Raw genomic sequence first — 20,075 nt, 5'->3', positions numbered from 1 at the left:
TAAGGGGAAGCCACGCTACGGCCGAACGCGTTAGTACCCGGTTATTGCAGGGCCTTGATCCGGTACAGGGCTTCGAGCGCCTGCTTCGGCGTCAGTTCGTCCGGATCCAGTGTTGCCAGGGCCTCGAGCGCGGCGGATGCAGGCGCGAACAATCCGATCTGCTGTGGCGCATCGAGCGCCTGCGCGGTAAGCGGGGAGGAGGGCGCATCACGTCGCGCCTCGAGTTCGGCGAGCCTAGCGCGCGCCTGGCGTACCACGGATTTCGGCAGCCCGGCCAGCGCCGCGACCTGCAGGCCGAAGCTGCGATCGGCCGGCCCGTCCTTCACCGCATGTATGAACACCAGACTCTCGCCTGCGACCGGGTCGTGGTGTTCGACCGCATCCAGGTGCACGTTGGCAATGCCGCTGCCCGGTTCGGCCAGCGCGGTCAATTCGAAGTAGTGCGTGGCGAACAGGGTGTAGCTCCGGTTCACCGCTGCCAGGTGGCGCGCACAGGCATCGGCGAGCGCCAGGCCATCGTAGGTCGATGTGCCGCGGCCGATCTCGTCCATCAGCACCAGCGACTGGTCGGTGGCGTGATGCAGGATGTAGGAGGTTTCCGCCATTTCCACCATGAAGGTGGATTGTCCGCGCGCCAGGTCGTCGCCGGCGCCGATGCGGGTGAGGATGCGGTCGATCGGTCCGATCTCGGCGCGCGCGGCCGGGACGAAACTGCCGATATGCGCGAGCAGCACGATCAGCGCGTTCTGGCGCATGTACGTGCTCTTGCCGCCCATGTTGGGGCCGGTGATCACCAGCATGCGCAGGCCGCTATGGTCCGGCGCGCAGTCGAGCACCAGGTCGTTGGGAGTGAACGGCTCGTCGCGCACGGCTTCGACGACAGGGTGGCGCCCGCCTTCGATGTGCATCCCCGGACCCTCGGACAGTACCGGCTGGTTCCAGTCGAGCGTCTGTGCGCGTTCGGCGAAACAGGCGAGGGCATCGAGTTCGCTCAATGCCGCCGCGGAATGCTTGAGCGGTTCCAGGTTCTCGTTGAGCGTGTCGAGCAGGCTTTCGTAGAGCAGTTTTTCCCGCGCGAGTGCGCGTTCGCGTGAGGACAGCACCTTGTCCTCGAAGATCTTCAGTTCTTCGGTGATGTAGCGCTCGGCTCCGGTCAGGGTCTGTCGCCGGGTGTAGTGCGCCGGCGCTCGCTCGCTCTGGCCTTTGCTGATCTCGATGTAATAGCCGTGGACACGGTTGTAACCCACCTTGAGCGTGGGGATTCCGGTGGCGGCTTTCTCCCGTGCTTCCAGGTCGACCAGGAATCGATCCGCGTTGCTCGACAGCTGGCGCAGTTCGTCGAGTTCGGCATCGAAACCCTCCGCGAAGACGCCCCCATCGCGTGCCAGGACGGGTGGCTGCGCGACAAGCGCACGGGTCAGGCGCGCGGCATGTCCCGCATGTTCGCCAAGGGCATCGTGCAGCGCCTGCAGGCGCGGTGAATCCAGCGGCGCCAGCAGCTTGCGCACTTCCGGCACCAGGTTCAGGCCATCGCGCAGCGTGGACAGGTCGCGCGGACGTGCGCTGCGCAGGGCGATGCGGGAGAGGATGCGCTCCAGATCGCCGAGCGCGCGGAACGCGTCGCGCACTGCGGCGTCGGCGCGACTCTCGATCAGGGTCGCCACGGCCTGGTGCCGTTCGCGCACGACCTGGCGGTCGCGCAGCGGCCGATGCAGCCAGCGACGGAGCAGGCGCCCGCCCATCGGCGTCACCGTCGTGTCGAGCACGCCAAGCAGGGTGGTCTTCGTATCGCCATCGATGCGCGTATCCAGTTCCAGGTGCCGGCGGGTGGCGGCATTCATCGCGATGGCGCCGTCGCTGGCTTCCACGGCGATCGTGGTCAGATGCGGGAGGCGCTGCTTCTGGGTCTCCTCGACATAGCCGAGCAGGGCGCCCGCGGCGGCGACGGCCAGGCGTCCCTTGCACGCCAGGCCTTCGTCGATACCGAACCCGGAAAGATCGTGCAGGGCGAAGAACCGCAGCAGCTGGCGGCGTCCGCCATCGGCATCGAACAGCCACGGCGCGCGCCGGCGCAGGCCGCCGCGCTCGAGCACGAAGCCCGGCCAGCCGTCCTCGTCCGGCACAAGCAGTTCGGCTGGCTGCAGGCGCGCAAGTTCGGCCTCAAGCGCATCGTCGCTGGCAACTTCGTTGACCAGGAAGCGACCCGCGGCCAGATCCGCCCACGCCAGCCCATAGCCGACGCCTCCCCGCGACGCGCCGCCGCGCGCGAGCGCCAGCAGCAGCGTGTCGCGCCGCTCCGGCAGCAAGGCCTCGTCGGTCACGGTGCCGGGGGTAACGATGCGTACGACCTTGCGTTCGACCAAGCCCTTGGCCAGCGCGGGATCGCCGATCTGCTCGCAGATCGCCACCGACTCGCCCAGCGCCACCAGTCTTGCCAGATAGCCTTCGTAGGCATGCACCGGCACGCCGGCCATCGGGATCGGCTGTCCGGCGGAGCTCCCGCGCTGGGTCAGGGTGATGTCAAGCAGCCGCGCCGCCTTGCGGGCATCGTCGTAGAACAGCTCGTAGAAATCGCCCATGCGGAACAACAGCAGGATGTCCGGATGCTCCGCCTTGGCGGCGAAGAACTGCTTCATCAACGGCGTGTGTTCGGCGGACATCTGCGCAGGGAGCGGGCGTGGCCCGATAGTGTGCCCCAAGCCATGCCCATGCCGGCTGCCCTGGCTTGTGCTAGCGTGCCGTGCATGGCCGGGGCGTCCCCACCGATCCGGCCGCGGGGAATGCGTCGCCGATGCGACCGGGCGGACTTCGGTCCGGCCCCGTCACCGGATTTTCTCCGTTGTGTAGTCATCCGCATTGCACACATCCAAGGGGACATCGCCATGACCATCCAACCGCCGCGTGCAACGCTCGCCGTCGCCGTGCTGGCTGTTCTCGTTTCGCTGGGGCTTCCGACAGCGGCCAGCGCGCAGCAGGCGCCCGCGACTGCGACGGACCCGGATGCGGAAGAGCCGACGACGCTGTCCACCATGACCGTCACCGCGCAGAAGCGCGAAGAACAGATGCAGGACGTGCCGATCGCGGTCACGTCGATACCGCAACAGTTGATCCAGGACAACGGCATCCGCGACATCAAGGATCTGCAGGTGCTCGTGCCCGGGTTCACCGTGACCAGCACCCAGAACGAGGGCATCACCACTGCGCGGATCCGCGGGATCGGCACCGTCGGTGACAACGTCGGCCTGGAATCCTCGGTCGGCGTGGTGATCGACGGCGTCTACCGGCCGCGCAACAGCGTGGGCTTCGGCGATCTGGGCGAAGTCGAGCGGATCGAGGTGTTGAAGGGTCCGCAGGGCACCGTCTTCGGCAAGAACACCTCCGCTGGCGTGATCAACGTGATTACCAAGCGCCCCGGCTACAACCAGGAGCTCGATGGCGAAATCACGGTCGGCAATTACGGCGCCCTCGGCGTGTCGGGCGCGTACAACGACGCGCTGGGCGAGAACGCCGCCTTCAGCGTCTATGCCGCCAAGCGCAAGCGCGACGGTTGGATGGACGTGGTCACCGGCGCCGGCCCACGCACCGAGGAAGAGGACTACGACCAGAACTACCACACCCTACGCGGCAAGCTGCTGCTGGAACCCAGCGAAAACGTCGACATCCTCCTCTCTGGCGACTTCTCCAGCCGCGAGGAGAACTGTTGCACTGCCGTGCAGCTGGTCAGTGGCGGCACGGCGCCACTGATCAACATCCTCGGCGGCGGCAACGCCATCGCCATCCCCGCCGATCCGTTCGGACGCACGGCCTACAGCAACCGCAGCACCGAGCAGGACATCAAGGACAAGGGCGTTTCCGCGGAAATCAACTGGGAACTGCCGTGGTTCGGCGGTGCCACGCTGACTTCGATCACCGCGCAGCGCGACTGGGAACTGATTCACGGCATCGACTTCGACTTCACCGCCGCTGATATCCTCTATCGCAACGCCGATGAGGACGAGAATTTCAGCGGCTTCGAAAGCTTCAGCCAGGAATTCCGTCTGACCGGCTCCACCGACCGTGTCGACTGGATGGTGGGCGCGTTCTATTCGGACGAGGACATCGAGCGCAACGAGTCCTACCGCATCGGCGCCGCCTACGAGCCCTATCTGTCGACCCTGGTGCTGCAGCGCGTGGCACAGGGCGTGACCGCGCTGGGCCTGCCGTTCGACACCGCGAATCCGGCCACGTTCTTCTCGCAGGTCAGCGGCCGCCCGTTCGGCACCGGCTTCGCCGGGCTCGGTGCCCTTGACCGGCACAACCAGAACGCGAAGAGCGCGGCGATCTTTACCAACAACACCTGGCACGCGACCGAGGCGCTCGACCTGACCCTGGGCCTTCGCTACACCCGCGAAGAGAAGGAGCTGCGCTCGGTGTTCTCCAATCCCAACGGCAGCGCCTCATGCGGCGCGGTGCTGGCCAATCCTGCAGCCACGGTCGGCGGCGCGCTGGCGCAGCGCATCGCCATCTGGGCGTTCCTGCCGCCTGACGTCCAGGCCCAACTGATCGGCGCGATCGCGCCGCAGGTGGCCGGCTTCATGTGCTTGCCCTGGGCCAACGCCCTGCACAACGGCCGCATCAGCGAGCAGGAACGCGAGGAGAAGGAGTGGTCGGGCACGTTCAAGGCGGCCTATCGCTGGAACGAAAACGTGATGACCTACGCGTCGGCCGCGCGCGGCTACAAAGGCGGCGGCTTCAACCTGGACCGCGTGCAATCTTCCAACGGCCTGTCCAGCGGCGGCGCCGGCATCTTGCCGGTGAACGACACGTCGTTCCCGGGCGAGTTCGTCGACAGCTACGAACTCGGCGCCAAGACCACCTGGGCGGGTGGGAACCTGCTGCTGAACGCGACCTTGTTCCACCAGACCTACGACGACTTCCAGCTCAACAGCTTCCTCGGCACGAGTTTCGTGGTGCGCTCGATTCCGGAAGTGGTCTCGCGCGGCATCGACAGCGAAATCCTGTGGCAGCCCAACGCCATCCCCGGGTTGATGCTGCAGGGGGGCTTGATGTATGCCAATACCCAGTACGGCGACGACATCCCCGGGGCGGATTTCGTCGAGCCCACCGGCCAGCTGTACAAACTGCCGGGCGCGCAGATGAGCTTCGCGCCGAAGTGGTCGGGTTCGGCCTCGATCACCTACGAATGGGATTTCGCCAGCGACCTGGTCGCGCGCTTCAACCTGGGCGCGAAGTACATGTCGGACTACAACACCGGTTCGGACCTTGACGACGAAAAACTGCAGGACGCCTTCACCGTGGTCAATGCCCGGATCGGCCTGGGGCGGCGCGACAAGCGCTGGGCGGTGGAGCTGTGGGGCCTGAACATCTTCGATGCCGAATACGTGCAGGTCGCCTTCGACGGCCCGCTGCAGGCGGTCGGCACGCCGCAGCCCGGGGATCCGCTCAATACCTACAACGCGTTCCTCGGCGCGCCGGCCACGTACGGCATCACGTTCCGCTACAACTATCACTGAGGGCGGGCTTCGAGTTTCCGGACGAGGAAAGCGGGGCAGCAGGATCCATGCGCCGGCCGGTGACTCCAGCCGGCGGTGGTTGATCGCGAGCAGATTGCGTGAAAGGGCGCCGCGGCCATGCAACACGGGCGCTGGGTTTCAGCCGACAATTCAACGTTCCTCCGCCGAACTGCCTGCCGCATGCCGAGCCCCACCGATGCACAACTGCGCGCACTTGCCCAATCGCTGGGCGAGCGTCTGCGTGGCAGTCGCGATCACCTGGTCACTGCCGAGAGCTGCACCGGCGGCTGGATCGCCAAGACGGTGACGGACGTCGCCGGATCCTCGGACTGGTTCGACTGCGGGATGGCGGCCTACAGCTACGAGGCCAAGCAGGCTTTGCTGGGCGTGAGCCCCCAGACCCTGGAAACCCATGGTGCGGTGAGTCGCGAGACGGCGATCGAAATGGTTTCGGGTGCGCTGGTGAATTCGGGTGCCAGCGTCGCCGTGGCCGTCACCGGGATCGCCGGGCCGGGGGGCGGCACCGCGGACAAGCCGGTCGGAACCGTCTGGATCGCATGGAAGCGCCGCGGCGGCTATCCGCGGGCCGAGGTTTTCCACTTCGAAGGTGACCGCGAAGCCGTCCGACGACAAACCGTGGCAGCGGCCCTGGAAGGTCTCGGACCTCTGTAACCCTGAGGCAGCCAGGCGGAACGAGAGGCTTGCGCCGATGGTTTGTTAGTAGTAATACTACTCACCATGGAACTCACCGATACCCAGCAGGCCATCCTCGCCATGATCGCCGAGCGGATCGAGGCCGAAGGCTTCCCGCCCTCGCAGGCCGAGATTTCACGTGCCTTCGGCTTCAAGGGGGTGCGCGCCGCCCAGTACCACCTGGAGGCGATGGAGGCCGCCGGGGCCATCGAGCGCATGCCCGGTCGGGCGCGGGGCATCCGCCTGCTGCGGACGCCGACCGCACCGCAGCGGGAACTGCCGCTTGCCTCCATGGAGGACGCCGTGCGCCTTCCGGTGCTTGGGCAGGTCGCTGCCGGCCTGCCGATTGGCGCGGGCATCGACGAGAGCAGCGGCCCGGACAGCTATCTCGTGCTCGACCGTGTGCTGTTCTCGCCGTCGCCGGATTACCTGCTCAAGGTCAAGGGCGACTCGATGCGCGACGAAGGCATCTTCGAGGGCGACCTGATCGGCGTGCACCGCACCCGCGACGCACGCAGCGGTCAGATCGTGGTCGCGCGGATCGACGAGGAAATCACGGTCAAGCTGCTGAAGATCGGCAAGGACCGCATCCGCCTGCTGCCGCGCAATCCCGATTACGCCCCGATCGAGGTGCAGCCGGGCCAGGATTTCGCGATCGAGGGCCTTTACTGCGGCCTGGTGCGGCCGAACCGGTGATGGTGCGGCCCGCCGCAGCCCGATCCGCACCCCGCACCGGCGGGAACCCGGGCGCGTTGCCTCGGGCCTGCTCGACCAGCGATTTTTTTCAGGGTTTTCCTACCCGCCTTTGCGTTGTTGCCCAGTTCCCCCCAGCGTCCCCCGTGAATATTTTTTCGTACAAGGCTGCAGCGTCGCAGCCCCTGCGATGACCCGGGCCTAGCCTGACCGCATTCCGGATTTCCCATACGAACCTGAAGGACGACCACGATGGACGAAAACAAGAAGCGTGCCCTTTCCGCGGCCCTGACCCAGATCGAGAAGCAGTTCGGCAAGGGCTCGGTGATGCGCATGGGCGACCGTGCCGTGGAGGTGGCGGAAGTGATCGGCACCGGATCGCTGATGCTGGACATCGCACTGGGGATCGGCGGCTTGCCCAAGGGCCGGGTGGTCGAAATCTACGGGCCCGAATCCTCGGGCAAGACCACACTGACCCTGCAGACCATCGCCGAATGCCAGAAACTCGGTGGCACCGCCGCCTTCATCGATGCCGAGCACGCGCTGGATCCGATCTATGCGGGCAAGCTGGGCGTCAATGTCGACGAGCTGCTCCTCTCGCAGCCGGACACCGGCGAGCAGGCGCTGGAGATCGCCGACATGCTCGTGCGTTCCAACGCCGTAGACATGGTGGTGATCGACTCGGTCGCCGCACTCACGCCCAAGGCCGAAATCGAGGGCGAGATGGGCGATCAGCTCCCCGGCCTGCAGGCACGCCTGATGAGCCAGGCGCTGCGCAAGCTCACCGGCAATATCAAGCGCAGCAACTGCATGGTGATCTTCATCAACCAGCTGCGCCACAAGATCGGGATCATGATGCCGGGCCAGAGCCCGGAGACCACCACCGGCGGCAACGCGCTCAAGTTCTACGCCTCGATCCGCCTGGACATCCGCCGCATCGGCGCGATCAAGAAGGGCGACGAGATCATCGGCAACCAGACCAAGATCAAGGTGGTCAAGAACAAGATGGCGCCCCCGTTCAAGCAGGTGCTCACCGAGATCCTGTACGGCGAGGGCATCAGTCGCGAGGGCGAACTGATCGAGATGGGCGTGGACGCCAAGCTGGTGGAGAAGTCGGGCGCCTGGTACAGCTGCGGCGGCGAGCGTATTGGCCAGGGCAAGGAAAATGCCCGCCAGTACCTCAAGGAGAATCCGCAGGTCGCGCAGAAACTCGAAGCCCAGCTGCGTGAGCAGTTCGTGCCGGAGGAAATCTCGCGCGCCGAGGTCGATGAAGCCTGACCGGTTGCAACGGCGGGCCGGGATGACTGATCGTCAGCAGGCATCCCGGCCCGCTCCTCGTGCAGGCGCCGGAGAAGGGCACCTCATGGGGAAATCCGATGACTCGATCGACTTGCTCGAATCAAACCAAGGCTTAGCCGAAACCGCACCGGTCGTGTGCGGCGTCACTGGTCCCGAACGGCGCAAGCGACGGCGACCCGAACCCTCGCCCCTGCAGCGTGCGCTGGGCCTGCTCACCCGTCGCGAGCATTCGCGCAAGGAGCTGACCCGCAAGCTCACCGATCGGGGCGTAGAGCGGGCAGAGGCGGCCGCGGCGATCGAAAAGCTTTGCGACGCCGGCTGGCAGGACGACGCCCGCTTCGCCCAATCCCTGGTTCGCAGCCGTGCCAATGCTGGTTACGGTCCGATCCGGATCCGCGCCGAACTGGGAACCCATGGCCTGGATCGGGAAGCGGTGGCTGCCGCCATGGACAGCTTCGACGGGGATTGGGCCACCAATGCCCAGGACCTGGTCCGCCGCCGTTTCGGCCAGGGGATCGCCACCGACCGCGCCCGCCAGCGCAAAGCGGCCGACATGCTCGTCCGCCGCGGTTTTGCTGCCGACCATATTCGTACCGCGCTTCGCTGCGACCCTGAAGATTGAACCCGGACCTGGGTCTGTGGCAGGCATGCCTCGGGAAGGAGCGATGCGTGAACAGCGGCGGGGCAGCCATTAAGCGTCCGCCCCTGGCGCGCGTGGGTTGTTCAAGGTCCAAACACGCTTGATCGGCGCCCCGACGCGCCCCATCCCGCCTGTAAACTAGCCTGATCGGGTTGTCCGTTCGTTTCCGCGGCCGCATCTTGCCGGTCTTGCGGCGTCCGGACTGCGCCCACCCTCCAGCATTCGCCAGATGAAAACCACCTCCGACATCCGCCGGGATTTCCTCGAGTTCTTCCAGGGCAAGGGCCACACCATCGTGCCGTCCGCGCCGCTGGTACCCGGCAACGATCCGACCCTGCTGTTCACCAATTCCGGCATGGTCCAGTTCAAGGACGTGTTCCTGGGTGCGGAGAAGCGCAGCTACGTACGTGCGGCCGACGTGCAGCGCTGCCTGCGCGCGGGCGGCAAGCACAACGACCTGGACTCGGTCGGCTATACCGCGCGCCACCACACCTTCTTCGAGATGCTGGGCAACTGGTCGTTTGGCGACTACTTCAAGAAGGACGCCATCGCCTGGGCGTGGGAGCTGCTGACCGAGGTCTGGAAGTTGCCGAAGGACCGGTTGCTGGTCACCGTCTACCACACTGACGACGAGGCCTACGATCTGTGGCACGACATGATCGGCATCCCCGCCGAGCGCATCGTCCGGATCGGCGACAACAAGGGTGCGCCCTACGCGAGCGACAACTTCTGGCAGATGGCCGACACCGGCCCCTGCGGCCCGTGCACCGAGATCTTCTACGACCACGGTCCGTCGCATTTCGGCGGCGCGCCCGGGTCGCCCGACGAAGACGGCGACCGCTACATCGAGATATGGAACCTGGTGTTCATGCAGTTCGACAAGCAGCCCGACGGCACCCTGGTGCCGCTACCGGCGCCGTGCGTGGACACGGGCATGGGCCTGGAACGCCTGGCGGCGGTGCTCCAGCACGTGCACAGCAACTACGAAATCGACCTGTTCCAGGCGCTGATCCGGCGCGCCGCCGAGCTCACCAATACCAGCGACCTCGAGAACAAGTCGCTGCGGGTCATCGCCGATCACATTCGCGCGTGCGCCTTCCTGATCGTCGACGGCGTGCTGCCGGGCAACGAAGGCCGCGGCTACGTGCTGCGCAGGATCATCCGCCGCGCGCTGCGGCATGGCTGGATGCTTGGCGTGCGCGAGCCGTTCTTCCACAATCTGGTCGCCACGCTCGATACGTTGATGGGCGAGGCTTACCCGACCCTGCGTGAGCACCGCGCCACCGCCGAGCGCGCGCTGAAGGCCGAGGAAGAGCGCTTCGCCGAAACGCTCGACTCAGGCATGCGCATCTTCAACGAAGTCGCTGCGCGCAATGCCGACATCATCCCCGGCGCGGACGCGTTCCGCCTCTACGACACCTACGGCTTCCCGGTCGATCTGACCGCCGACATGGCCCGCGAGCGCGGGATGTCCGTCGACATGGCCGGATTCGACGCGGCGATGGCACGCCAGAAGGAAACCGCTCGCGCCGCGGGCAAGTTCGGCGGCGGCACCCAGCTGCCTGCCGACCTGGTCGCGCAGCTCACCCCGACGGAGTTCCTCGGCTATGAGGCGCTCGATGCCGGCGGGCTGGAGGTCGTCGCGCTGCTGAAGGACGGACGCCCCGTCGAGGCCGTCGACGCCGGCGACAGCGCGATCGTCCTGCTCGACCGCACGCCGTTCTATGCCGAATCTGGTGGTCAGGTCGGCGATACCGGCGAGCTGGACGAGAAGGGTGTGCGTTTCATTGTCGAGGACACGATCAAGCTGGCCGGGCAGTTCCATGGCCATGTCGGCCGCCTTGTGAATGGAAGCCTGCGCAGGGGCGACCGCCTGGTGGGTTCGGTCGACGCACCCCGTCGCGCCGCGACCGTCCTCAACCACAGCGCCACCCACCTGCTGCATGCCGCCCTGCGCACCGTGCTCGGTACCCACGTGCAACAGAAGGGCTCGCTGGTGGCACCCGACCGGCTGCGCTTCGATTTCTCGCACTTCCAGCCGGTGACCGATGTCGAGCTGGCCGAAATCGAGCGACGGGTCAACGCCGAGGTGCGGGCCAACCACGAGGGCGAGGTCCGCCACATGGCGATGCAGGAAGCGCTCGATTTCGGCGCCCTGGCGCTGTTCGGCGAGAAATACGGCGAGAACGTGCGCGTGTTGCGCTTCGGGCCCACCTCCACCGAGCTGTGCGGCGGCACCCACGTCCGTCGCACCGGCGATATCGGCCTGTTCAAGATCGTCTCGGAAGGTGGCGTATCGGCCGGTGTGCGCCGAATCGAGGCGCTGACCGGGCAGGGCGCGCTGGATTACGTCGAACAGGAGGAACGCAGGCTGGACGAGGCAGCCGCCCTGCTGGGTGGTGCCCCGGGTGATGTTGCCGACAAGCTGCGTGCGCTGATCGACCGCCAGAAGAAGCTCGAGCGGGAACTCGAGACGTTCAAGGCCAGGGCGGCCTCCGGAGCCACCGCGGACCTGGCCGCGCAGGCGGTCGACCTGGACGGCATCAAGATCCTGGCCGCCCGCCTGGAAGGCTTCGATGTGAAGGCTCTGCGTGAGGCGGTCGACCGGCTGCGGCAGCAGCTGGGCGACGCGGTGATCGTGCTGGCCGGAGTCCAGGGCGGGAGGGCGGCGCTGGTCGCCGGCGTCAGCGGCGCTGCCGGCGGCAGGATCAGTGCGGGCGAGCTGCTTGCCGACGTCGCGGCCCGGATCGGGGGCAAGGGCGGCGGTCGACCCGACATGGCGCAGGGCGGCGGCGAGGACTCGCCGGCGCTGGCCGATGCGCTTGAGGGAGTACGTTGTTGGGTGCAGACAAGGCTGAATGGTTAACGTCCTGCATGACTTTGTGCTGATGCAGGCGCCGTCGGGGCTGACTACCGTGAGAACAGCCGCCGGGGACGCAATCGGTTTTTGCGCAAATTCGTTTAAAATGTGCGTTTAAGCATGTAGACGGCCGCTGCCGTCCTCTGGAGAAGTCACTCAATGCTCATCTTGACCCGCCGCGTAGGCGAAACGCTGATGATCGGAGATTCGGTCACCGTGACCGTGCTCGGGGTCAAGGGCAACCAGGTGCGCATCGGCATCACTGCGCCTAAGGATGTTGCCGTGCATCGCGAGGAGATTTACCAGCGCATCCACGGCGAAGAGGGGGATCGCCGCTCCGAACCCCAAGAGCGCGACAATCTGGAAGGTTTGCCGCAGTCGGGTTGAACCGGTATCCTTCGGCGCCGCGCGCGTCCTCGGACGCAACGCACGGAGACTTGCCCGAGAGGCCGAAGGGGCTCCCCTGCTAAGGGAGTATGGGGTCAAAAGCTCCATCGAGGGTTCGAATCCCTCAGTCTCCGCCAGTTAACTGGCTACGACTTCGTGATTCCCGGCCCTCGCGCCGGGCGCGCGAGGGCGCAGATGGGCCGCAAGCCTGTGGCTTGCAAGCGGTCCACCGTTCGCCCCTCAGTCTCCGCCAGTGTCCGAGACGCCACGAATTGACGGTCACGCCGCCAATTGGGCACAATTCCGCTTCTGCATCATGCGCCCGTAGCTCAGCTGGATAGAGCACCAGGCTACGAACTTGGGGGTCGGAGGTTCGAATCCTTCCGGGCGCGCCAGATCCTGCAGTACCAAAGGCCGACGGTTTTCCGCCGGCCTTTGCTTTTTTCTGCGTGATGTTGAGGCTAGTGCGGGTACCTGGGCTCCGAGACTTCGCGCACGATCTCGGCGGTGTCCTTCTTCTTGCCCGCCAGCGCGATGTCCGCGAGCGAGACGATGCCCGCGAGCCGTCCGGATGGGTCGACCACCGGCACCCTGCGTACCTGCGCCTGCTCCATCAGGCTGACCGCTTCTTTCAGGTCGCTGTCGGTGCGTACCGTCCTGGTCGGCGAAGACATTGCATCGCTGGCCCTGACCATGCCGTCGCCGCCCCTTGCGACGATCCGTACCGCGATGTCGCGGTCGGTGATTACCCCGACCGGCATGCCCTGATCGTTGCACACCGGGATCTGTCCGCAGTCGTTGTCGATCATCATGCGCGCCACTTCTTGCACGGGCGTTTCGACCCTGCACGTGGCGGGGTCGGGCGTCATCACTTCGCTTATGCGTGTCATTTCGCTACCTCCATCGGGCAACCACCGCGATCGGGTGGTGGGAACGATTCTCGCGCGGCCGCAGTGGCATCCAGGTGAATGCCACAGCAGCGCAAGGCGCGTCGCGGTGGGCCGGCGTCACGGAAATGACCTGCTGCGACGTCCTAGAACTCCAGCAGCGGTACCGTGGCCTTCGGCAGCAGCCGTTCAGTGAAGTGCCGGTCCTTGAAGTATTTGATCTTCTCGCACTTCACCGGATGCGGGATTCCTTCGTAGAAGAACACCTCGGTATCGAATCCCATCGCCTTGAGTTCCTGGGGCAGCATCAGCGCGCGCCGCTCCTCGTTCTCGCTCAGGGTGTAGTTGCCGTGCTGGCCATAGGAACGGCTGCGGTTGCGCTTGCGGATGGTCGTGTAGCCGAGCATTTCCGAATAGTCGTTGGCGTCCTGCTGCTCCCGTGGGGCGTAGACGATCTGCAGCGCGTGATTGGTGATCATGGTGCGCGAGACGTCCTTGCCGTACACCGCATCCAGCTGCGCCATCGACTGGATGATCGGCAGCAGGCGGATGTTGTAGCCGGCCATGTAAGCGATGGCAGTGGAGATGATCTCCACCTTGCCGATCGATGTGAACTCATCCATGAGCAGCAGGCACTGGTGCCGGAGCTCGTCATTGTTCTGCGGCAGCTCGCGCGTGTTCTGGTTGATCAGCTGGCTGAAGAACAGATTCACGATCAGCCGCGCCTCGGCCAGCTTGTTGGGCTGGATGCCGATGTAGATGGTCATCCGCTTCCTGCGCACGTCGGTCAGCAGGAAATCGTCGTTGGAGGTGGCCGCGTCCAGCACCGGGTTGATCCAGGAGTTGAGCGGTTCCTTGAACGTGCCCATGATCGAGGCGAAGGTCTCGTCCGCCTGTGAGAGCATGTTGGCGAAGGCGGTCTTCGCATTCGGCCCGAGGAACTTGCGCGAGGCCAGTCCTTGTAGGAACTTCTTCAGGTCGCTGCCGTCGCCCGACGAAAGCCGATAGATCGCGCCTAGGGTCGGATACCGCGAGAACGGGAAGCCCAGCGCCTGCTCCTCATCCCAGTTCTCGAACAGGTACAACGCGAAGGCTAGGAAGGCATTGCGCGCCTGGCTGACCCAGAACTTCTGATCGTCCGCGCCGTCGGGATAGAGCATGGCGGCGATGCTCGACAGGTCCGAGACACGGAAAGCCGGGTCACGCGAGACGTAGGTCAGCGGATTCCAGCGATGCGTGCGCCGGTCCTCGGCGAACGGGTTGAACAGGTAGATCTCCTGGCCCTGGCTGGCGCGCCAGCCGCTGGTCAACTCGAAATTTTCCTGCTTGATGTCCAGCACCACCATCGATTCCTGGTACTCGAGCAGGTTCGGAATCACGATCCCCACGCCCTTGCCAGAGCGCGTGGGCGCCGCCAGGATCACGAACTGCTGCCCTGGCAGCCGGATCAACTTGCCGCCCATCTTCCCGACCACGACGCCGTCGGCGGACGGCTTGAACATGTCCTTCTTCGCCAGGTCGCCGGCGGTCGCGAAGCGCGCGTCGCCGTGCAGGGACTTATGCCGCGGTTTGAGGATCAGCACGGATAGCGGCAGCCAGACGAGCAGCGGCAGCCCGAAGCCGACGACGGTCGCGAACTTGATCTTGCCAGCGTGCGGTTTGACCTGCGGCAGGTCCAGGACTCGGAAGTAGCTCCACCAGGTTTCGTACCAGGGCGTGGGTGCCTGCACCTTCAGCAGCAGCGGCACCAGCACGCCGGACAGGTACAACCCGCCCGCCATGGCGAGCGCCAGGGTGACCAGAAGCGCACCGAGTTTCAGGGGGAATGTATTGCTCACCGTGGCGTCCTGCAGGTGGGGTCTGTCCATGTCGCGGCCCCGCAGCAGACGCGGGGCCGGGGCGATCATGTCAGGGCGCGACAGGCGGCGGCAAGTCGCACGAACTACCCCCTGATCGCCCAGGCCGCGTGGCCATACCTGTACGAATGGACTTGTTGACAGCGCCGATGCGGCCGTGGACTATTCATCAAGGAGCCAAGGATCGGCGATCCGCGGCAGCAGGGGATCAAGGAGGAACACGGACGTGTTACCCGGCATGGAGCTGATGAGCTGCCCCAACCTGGCCGTGCCCAGGGAAGTCATGCACCACGTGGTGCGTGTCGAATCCTCATATAACCCGTACGCCATCGGTGTCGTCGGCGGCCGCCTCGTGCGCCAGCCGCGCAACCTGCCCGAGGCGCTCTCCACCGCGCGCATGCTCGAGCAGCGCGGCTACAACTTCTCCCTCGGCCTGGCCCAGGTCAACCGCTACAACCTGGCCAAGTACGGCCTGGATTCCTACGAGAAGGCCTTCCAGCCTTGCGCCAACCTGCAGGCCGGCTCGCGCATCTTGGCCGAGTGCTACCAGCGCTCGCGCGACTGGGGCAAATCCTTCAGCTGCTACTACTCGGGCGATTTCAAGACCGGGTACCGGCACGGTTATGTGCAGAAGGTGTATGCGTCGATGCAGCGGGAGCGTCGCATGGATGCGACCTTTGCCGGCGTGGCCCCGATCGCTGTCGTTGACCGCGTCGTGAGGCGTACGGGACGCCCGGTCGAGCAGCAAACCGCAGCCGGCGCCACCACCGGGTCGCTGGTGGAACGCCGGGGCGCCGATTACCGATCCGCGCCAACGACTCGGGGCCAGCCTGCGGTCATCCCGCAAGGACAGGGTGCCGCCCCGACTTCGACACCCGCGTCCATGCAGGCGACGCAGGCCCAGGTTCCGATTCCGGCGACCGCTGCCTTTCCCATGGCAAGCGCGGGTTCGGGCGCCGTTGTCGTTATGGCGCGGCGTGCAAACGACGGCGCCGCCCCCGACGCCCCAGTCGCCCCCCAGCCAACAGCTGTTTCGCCGAGCGGCGGCGACAGCGCCTTCGTCTTCTGAGTCACGACACACCTAACGAAAGCCGCATCCGCCCCAACCACCCCTCACGAAAAGGAGATCACCATGAAGCCCGCGAAATTCGTCCCCCAGGCCAGCGATGCCCGCAACACGCTCTCGGCGCTATTCATGGCCGTCGTCTTCGTGTCGACGATCGCCATGCCCGAGATCGCCATGGCCCAGTCCGAATTCCAGACCAAAACCTGCGGATTCCTCAGCAATATCACCGGTCTGCTCAACATCGCGTCGATTGCCGTGGTCACCATCGGCATCATCTTCGCCGGCTACCAGATCGCGTTTGCACACAAGCGCATTTCTGATGTCGCGCCGATCATGATCGGGGCCCTGCTGATCGGTGCGGCTGGCCAACTGGCCAACTGGATCATTGGTTCCCGCGAAGGTTCGGAAGGTTGCGGCGATATCTCCGCGATCCAGCAGTTGCTGCCGTACGTGGCGTAAGCGCACGTCCAGGGCAATGCATAAGAACATCGTCTTCCGCGGCTGCACCCGCCCGCCCATGTTCCTGGGCGTGCCGTACGTCCCGTTCTTCATCGGGGCGGGCGGGGTGATCATGCTCGCCCTGTACGCGCCCGGGCGATTGCTCTGGTTGCTGTTGCTGCCACCGGTGATCCTCGTGATGCGGCAGATGGCCCGGCGCGACGAGATGATCTTCCGCCTGCTCGGGTTGCGTCTGCAGCTCGCGCCGCAGGTCCGCAACAAGCGCGAGCACGAAGGGATGTGGGTGTTCAATCCGAATCCCCATCGTGACCAACCCGCGCCAAAGAAGAAATAAACCGGCATTCCAATACCGAGACCGCATGTTCAACCGCGACAGTCCCATCAGCAGCTTCGTTCCGCTCTCGTCCCACGTCGCCCCCTCGGTCGTGAAAACGACCGGGGGCGACTACCTGTTGACCTGGTACCTGGGCGGGTTGCCATTCGTGGGGCGCGACGAGTGGGAGATCGAGCATCGCCACAACACGTTCAACCGCATGCTGCAGACCCTGCGTGCGCCGGACTACGTGAACGTGGCCTTCTGGGTGCACGACGTGCGGCGCCGGCGCAGGATCAGCTCCAGCGACCATTTCGCCCAGGCCTTCAACCAGCACTTGTCCGATGCGTACTACGGCAGCCTGTCGTCGCAGAAGATCATGGTCAATGAGCTATATCTGACGATGCTCTATCGCCCGATCGTCGGCGGCAAGCGCTTCACGGAGAAGGTCAGCGACACCGCGCGCCTCAAGGCGATGGAGGAGCAGGCCGTCGGCAAGGTGCTCGAGCTGGCAGGCAACGTCGAGGCCGTGCTCAAGGACTACGCTCCATACCGCCTTGGCATGTACGAAGCGGCCAACGGTGTGGTGTTCTCGGAGACGCTCGAGTTCTTTGGCTATCTGCTCAACCGCGTGGATGAGCCGGTGCCGGTGCTCAAGGCGCCGGTGCCGGAGTATCTGCCGGTGAGCCGCCACATGTTCTCCGTGAAGAGCGGCGACTTCGTGGTCAGTACGCCCAATGGCGGCAACCATTACGGCGCGATCCTCAACCTGAAGGAATATGCCGAGGGTACCTATCCGGGCATCCTCAACGGCCTGAAGTATCTCGATTTCGAGTACGTCATCACTCATTCCTTCAGCCCCATGGGTCGCCAGGACGCGCTCAAGGTGCTCGATCGCACCAAGGGCATGATGATCTCGTCAGGCGACAAGGCGGTCAGCCAGATCGTGGAGCTCGACTACGCCATGGACCAGCTTGCCTCGGGCAACTTCGTGCTGGGCGAATACCATTTCATCATCGCCGTCTATGCCGACGGACAGGAGAAGCTGCAGCAGCAGCTGGCCATCACCCGCGCCGAGCTGTCCAACGCCGGCTTCGTGTCCTCAAAGGAGGACTGGGCGATCACCGCGTCGTTCTATTCGCAGCTGCCAGGTAACTGGAAGTACCGCACGCGGCTGGCGAGCATGAGTTCGCTGAATTTCCTGGGCCTGTCGCCGCTGCACAACTTCAGTGCCGGCAAGAAAGACAACAATCCTTGGGGCCCCTGCGTCACGACGTTGCAGGCGACAAACGGTCAGCCCTACTATTTTAATTTCCATGCCACCCACCCCGCCGAGAATTCGCTGGGCGAGAAGGCCATCGCCAATACGATGGTCATCGGCAAGTCCGGTACCGGCAAGACGGCGCTGATCAACTTCCTGCTCAGCCAGGTGCAGAAGCTCGACCCGCCGCCCACGGTCTTTTTCTTCGACAAGGACCGCGGTGCCGAGATCTTCGTGCGAGCCTGCGGCGGCAACTACCTGGCGCTTGAGAACGGCCAGCCGACCGGCTTCAACCCGTTCCAGTGCGAGCGCACCGAGGCCAACGTCCAGTTCCTCGCAGACCTGGTCAAGGTGCTCGCGGGCAAGCGCGAATACACGGCGCGCGAGGAGGAGGACATCTTCCGCGCGGTCGAGAACATGCTCGACACGCCGATGCACCTGCGCAGCATGACCAACTTCCAGAAGAGCCTGCCCAACATGGGTGACGACGGCCTCTACGCGCGCATGCGCAAGTGGACGGCGGGCAATTCGCATGGTTGGGTATTCGACAACCCGAAGGACAGCATCGACCTGCACAAGGCCAACATCATCGGGTTCGACTACACCGACATCATCGACAATCCCGAAGTGCGTGTGCCGGTAATCAACTACCTGCTGCACCGGTTGGAAGAGCTGATCGACGGCCGCCGCCTGATTTACGTGATGGACGAATTCTGGAAGATCCTGGACGGCGAAGGCGGCCTGAAGGAATTCGCCAAGAACAAGCAGAAGACCATCCGCAAGCAGAACGGGTTGGGCGTCTTCGCCACCCAGAGTCCGGAGGATGCGCTCAAGAGCGACATCTCCGCGGCTCTGATCGAGCAGACCGCGACCATGATCCTGCTGCCCAATCCCAATGCCAGCCGCGAAGACTACATCGACGGCCTCAAGCTCACTGACGCCGAGTTCCAGGTCATCAAGGGCCTAGACGAGCGCTCGCGCTGCTTCCTGGTCAAACAAGGCCATGGATCTACCGTGTGCCAGCTCAACCTGCGCGGCATGGACGATGCGCTTGCGGTGATCTCAGCCAGTACCGACAACATCGAAATCCTGCACCAGATCCTGGAGCGCAAGGCGCGTTTCCACCAGGTCTCGCCGGACGATCTCACCCCCGACCAGTGGCTGCAGGACTTCTACGACAACCGTAAGGGTTCGGGCAAGGGAAAAGCGGCATCTGACTCGCGACAGAGGATGGGGACATGACGCGCCGCCCATCCCACTCACCCCTCCACCATGCATCAGTCACGCACGCAGGTTTGCTCAAGGAGTCGAAGATGAACACGAACTTGTCCAGCAAGAAAAAGACCGTCAGGGCGGGTGGCTTGTCGTTCGCAATGACCGTGGCGATCGGCATGGTTGGCGCGGGGGCCGTGATGATGCCGCGACCAGCGCAGGCAGTCGCATTCTTCTGCGCAAACTGCTCCAACTGGATGACCCAGATTCCAGAGTACGCGGCGAAGATCGCCCACTACGGCAAGGAAGTCGCTTCCTGGCAGCAACAGGCGCGGGACATGCAGAACCAGATCGCCAATATCCAGAACATGTTCCTGACCCTGGGCATCCAGCCGGGGCCGCAGATGGACGAGGTGCCGCAGAACTATAACGTGCCCGAGCGCTGCGGCGGGTTCAGCCCGACCTCGATGATGAGCTCGATGTTCAGTGTCGATGGCAAGGGCGACATTTACCAGCAGCAGAAGGAGGTCTGCGCCAACATCCAGATGATGCAGAACACCAAGTACAACGAGACGGTGAGGTTCCTGCGCGACAGCTACAGCGCCACCCAAAGCGAGTTCAACAAGTTGCAGCAGATGAACCGTTCGGCCACGAATCTTGGCAACAACGCCAAGGCCAGCCAGAGCGCCAACGAAGCGTTATATGCCCAGGAAGCGCGCTACAAGAACTGGCAGAGCACGATGACCGCCATCGATTCTTACATCGCCACCATGCGCGAGAACCAGAAGCTGCTGGCGCAGACCGCAATGAAGGGGTCGAAGACCAACCAGGTCCTGGGCCAAATCGGCAAGACGGCGATCCTGGTCGGCGCCTTGGAAGTGGACTGAACGCTAGCATCGGGCCGGAGCAGGGGATGCTGCGCCACAGGGAACGCGG

The 20,075-nt window shown here is 65.0% G+C and carries 14 protein-coding genes, 2 tRNA genes and 1 pseudogene; 14 read left to right on the top strand and 3 right to left on the bottom strand.

Annotated features, from left to right (window positions below; all coding sequences use genetic code 11):
• Nucleotides 1–41: 41 nt before the first annotated feature.
• A complete protein-coding gene (gene mutS, locus MC375_RS15475; RefSeq protein WP_242104324.1) occupies nt 42–2,660 on the bottom strand; it encodes a DNA mismatch repair protein MutS in 2,619 nt (872 codons plus the stop codon).
• A gap of 222 nt (nt 2,661–2,882) precedes the next feature.
• Between mutS and MC375_RS15470 the strand changes: the two genes are divergently transcribed.
• The 9 genes from MC375_RS15470 to MC375_RS15430 all read left to right on the top strand — a co-directional run bounded on the left by MC375_RS15470 (nt 2,883) and on the right by MC375_RS15430 (nt 12,480).
• Nucleotides 2,883–5,513 carry a TonB-dependent receptor gene (locus tag MC375_RS15470; protein ID WP_242104323.1) on the top strand — a complete coding sequence of 877 codons (2,631 nt, stop codon included), beginning with the start codon at nt 2,883–2,885 and terminating at the stop codon, nt 5,511–5,513.
• A gap of 180 nt (nt 5,514–5,693) precedes the next feature.
• Nucleotides 5,694–6,185 carry a CinA family protein gene (locus MC375_RS15465; RefSeq protein ID WP_242104322.1) on the top strand — a complete coding sequence of 164 codons (492 nt, stop codon included), beginning with the start codon at nt 5,694–5,696 and terminating at the stop codon, nt 6,183–6,185.
• Between the two features lie 66 nt (nt 6,186–6,251).
• The gene (lexA, locus tag MC375_RS15460) at nt 6,252–6,902 is read left to right on the top strand and encodes a transcriptional repressor LexA (RefSeq protein ID WP_242104321.1); all 651 of its coding nucleotides are present in this window, start codon (nt 6,252–6,254) and stop codon (nt 6,900–6,902) included.
• Between the two features lie 249 nt (nt 6,903–7,151).
• Nucleotides 7,152–8,177, top strand: a complete 1,026-nt coding sequence (recA, locus tag MC375_RS15455; protein WP_242104320.1) for a recombinase RecA — start codon at nt 7,152–7,154, stop codon at nt 8,175–8,177.
• Between the two features lie 85 nt (nt 8,178–8,262).
• Nucleotides 8,263–8,820, top strand: coding sequence for a recombination regulator RecX (gene recX / locus MC375_RS15450; RefSeq protein WP_242104319.1), 558 nt, complete (start codon nt 8,263–8,265; stop codon nt 8,818–8,820).
• Between the two features lie 247 nt (nt 8,821–9,067).
• The gene (alaS, locus tag MC375_RS15445) at nt 9,068–11,704 is read left to right on the top strand and encodes an alanine--tRNA ligase (protein ID WP_242104318.1); all 2,637 of its coding nucleotides are present in this window, start codon (nt 9,068–9,070) and stop codon (nt 11,702–11,704) included.
• Nucleotides 11,705–11,857: 153 nt separating this feature from the next.
• Entirely contained in the window at nt 11,858–12,085 is a 228-nt protein-coding gene (gene csrA, locus MC375_RS15440; RefSeq protein ID WP_242104317.1) for a carbon storage regulator CsrA, read from the top strand.
• A gap of 44 nt (nt 12,086–12,129) precedes the next feature.
• Nucleotides 12,130–12,222: transfer RNA gene (locus MC375_RS15435), tRNA-Ser, on the top strand.
• A gap of 181 nt (nt 12,223–12,403) precedes the next feature.
• Nucleotides 12,404–12,480, top strand: a tRNA-Arg gene (locus tag MC375_RS15430).
• Between the two features lie 66 nt (nt 12,481–12,546).
• Here the strand turns inward: MC375_RS15430 and MC375_RS15425 are convergent.
• Nucleotides 12,547–12,975, bottom strand: coding sequence for a CBS domain-containing protein (locus MC375_RS15425; RefSeq protein ID WP_242104316.1), 429 nt, complete (start codon nt 12,973–12,975; stop codon nt 12,547–12,549).
• A 143-nt stretch (nt 12,976–13,118) separates the two neighbouring features.
• Nucleotides 13,119–14,753, bottom strand: coding sequence for a type IV secretory system conjugative DNA transfer family protein (locus tag MC375_RS15420; RefSeq protein WP_242104628.1), 1,635 nt, complete (start codon nt 14,751–14,753; stop codon nt 13,119–13,121).
• Between the two features lie 313 nt (nt 14,754–15,066).
• Between MC375_RS15420 and MC375_RS15415 the strand changes: the two are divergent.
• The 5 genes and pseudogenes from MC375_RS15415 to MC375_RS15395 form a co-directional block, all read left to right on the top strand.
• Nucleotides 15,067–15,477, top strand: a pseudogene (locus tag MC375_RS15415) (lytic transglycosylase domain-containing protein); the annotation flags it as partial.
• Nucleotides 15,478–15,960: 483 nt separating this feature from the next.
• On the top strand, nt 15,961–16,353 hold the full coding sequence (locus tag MC375_RS15410) for a TrbC/VirB2 family protein (RefSeq protein ID WP_277929526.1): 393 nt from the start codon (nt 15,961–15,963) through the stop codon (nt 16,351–16,353).
• A gap of 16 nt (nt 16,354–16,369) precedes the next feature.
• Nucleotides 16,370–16,687 (top strand): VirB3 family type IV secretion system protein, encoded by a 318-nt coding sequence (locus tag MC375_RS15405; RefSeq protein ID WP_242104315.1) that lies wholly within the window; start codon nt 16,370–16,372, stop codon nt 16,685–16,687.
• A 25-nt stretch (nt 16,688–16,712) separates the two neighbouring features.
• Entirely contained in the window at nt 16,713–19,169 is a 2,457-nt protein-coding gene (locus MC375_RS15400; protein WP_242104314.1) for a VirB4 family type IV secretion/conjugal transfer ATPase, read from the top strand.
• Nucleotides 19,166–20,026: a hypothetical protein gene (locus MC375_RS15395; RefSeq protein WP_242104313.1), complete on the top strand. Its 861-nt coding sequence runs from the start codon at nt 19,166–19,168 to the stop codon at nt 20,024–20,026. Before MC375_RS15400 ends, MC375_RS15395 begins: the two co-directional genes overlap by 4 nt.
• The last annotated feature ends 49 nt before the right edge of the window (nt 20,027–20,075 follow it).

Origin of the sequence: Lysobacter sp. M2-1 (assembly GCF_022662495.1) — a bacterium.
Taxonomy (GTDB): domain Bacteria; phylum Pseudomonadota; class Gammaproteobacteria; order Xanthomonadales; family Xanthomonadaceae; genus JAKPBU01.
This window is presented reverse-complemented; position numbering and strand designations above follow the sequence as displayed.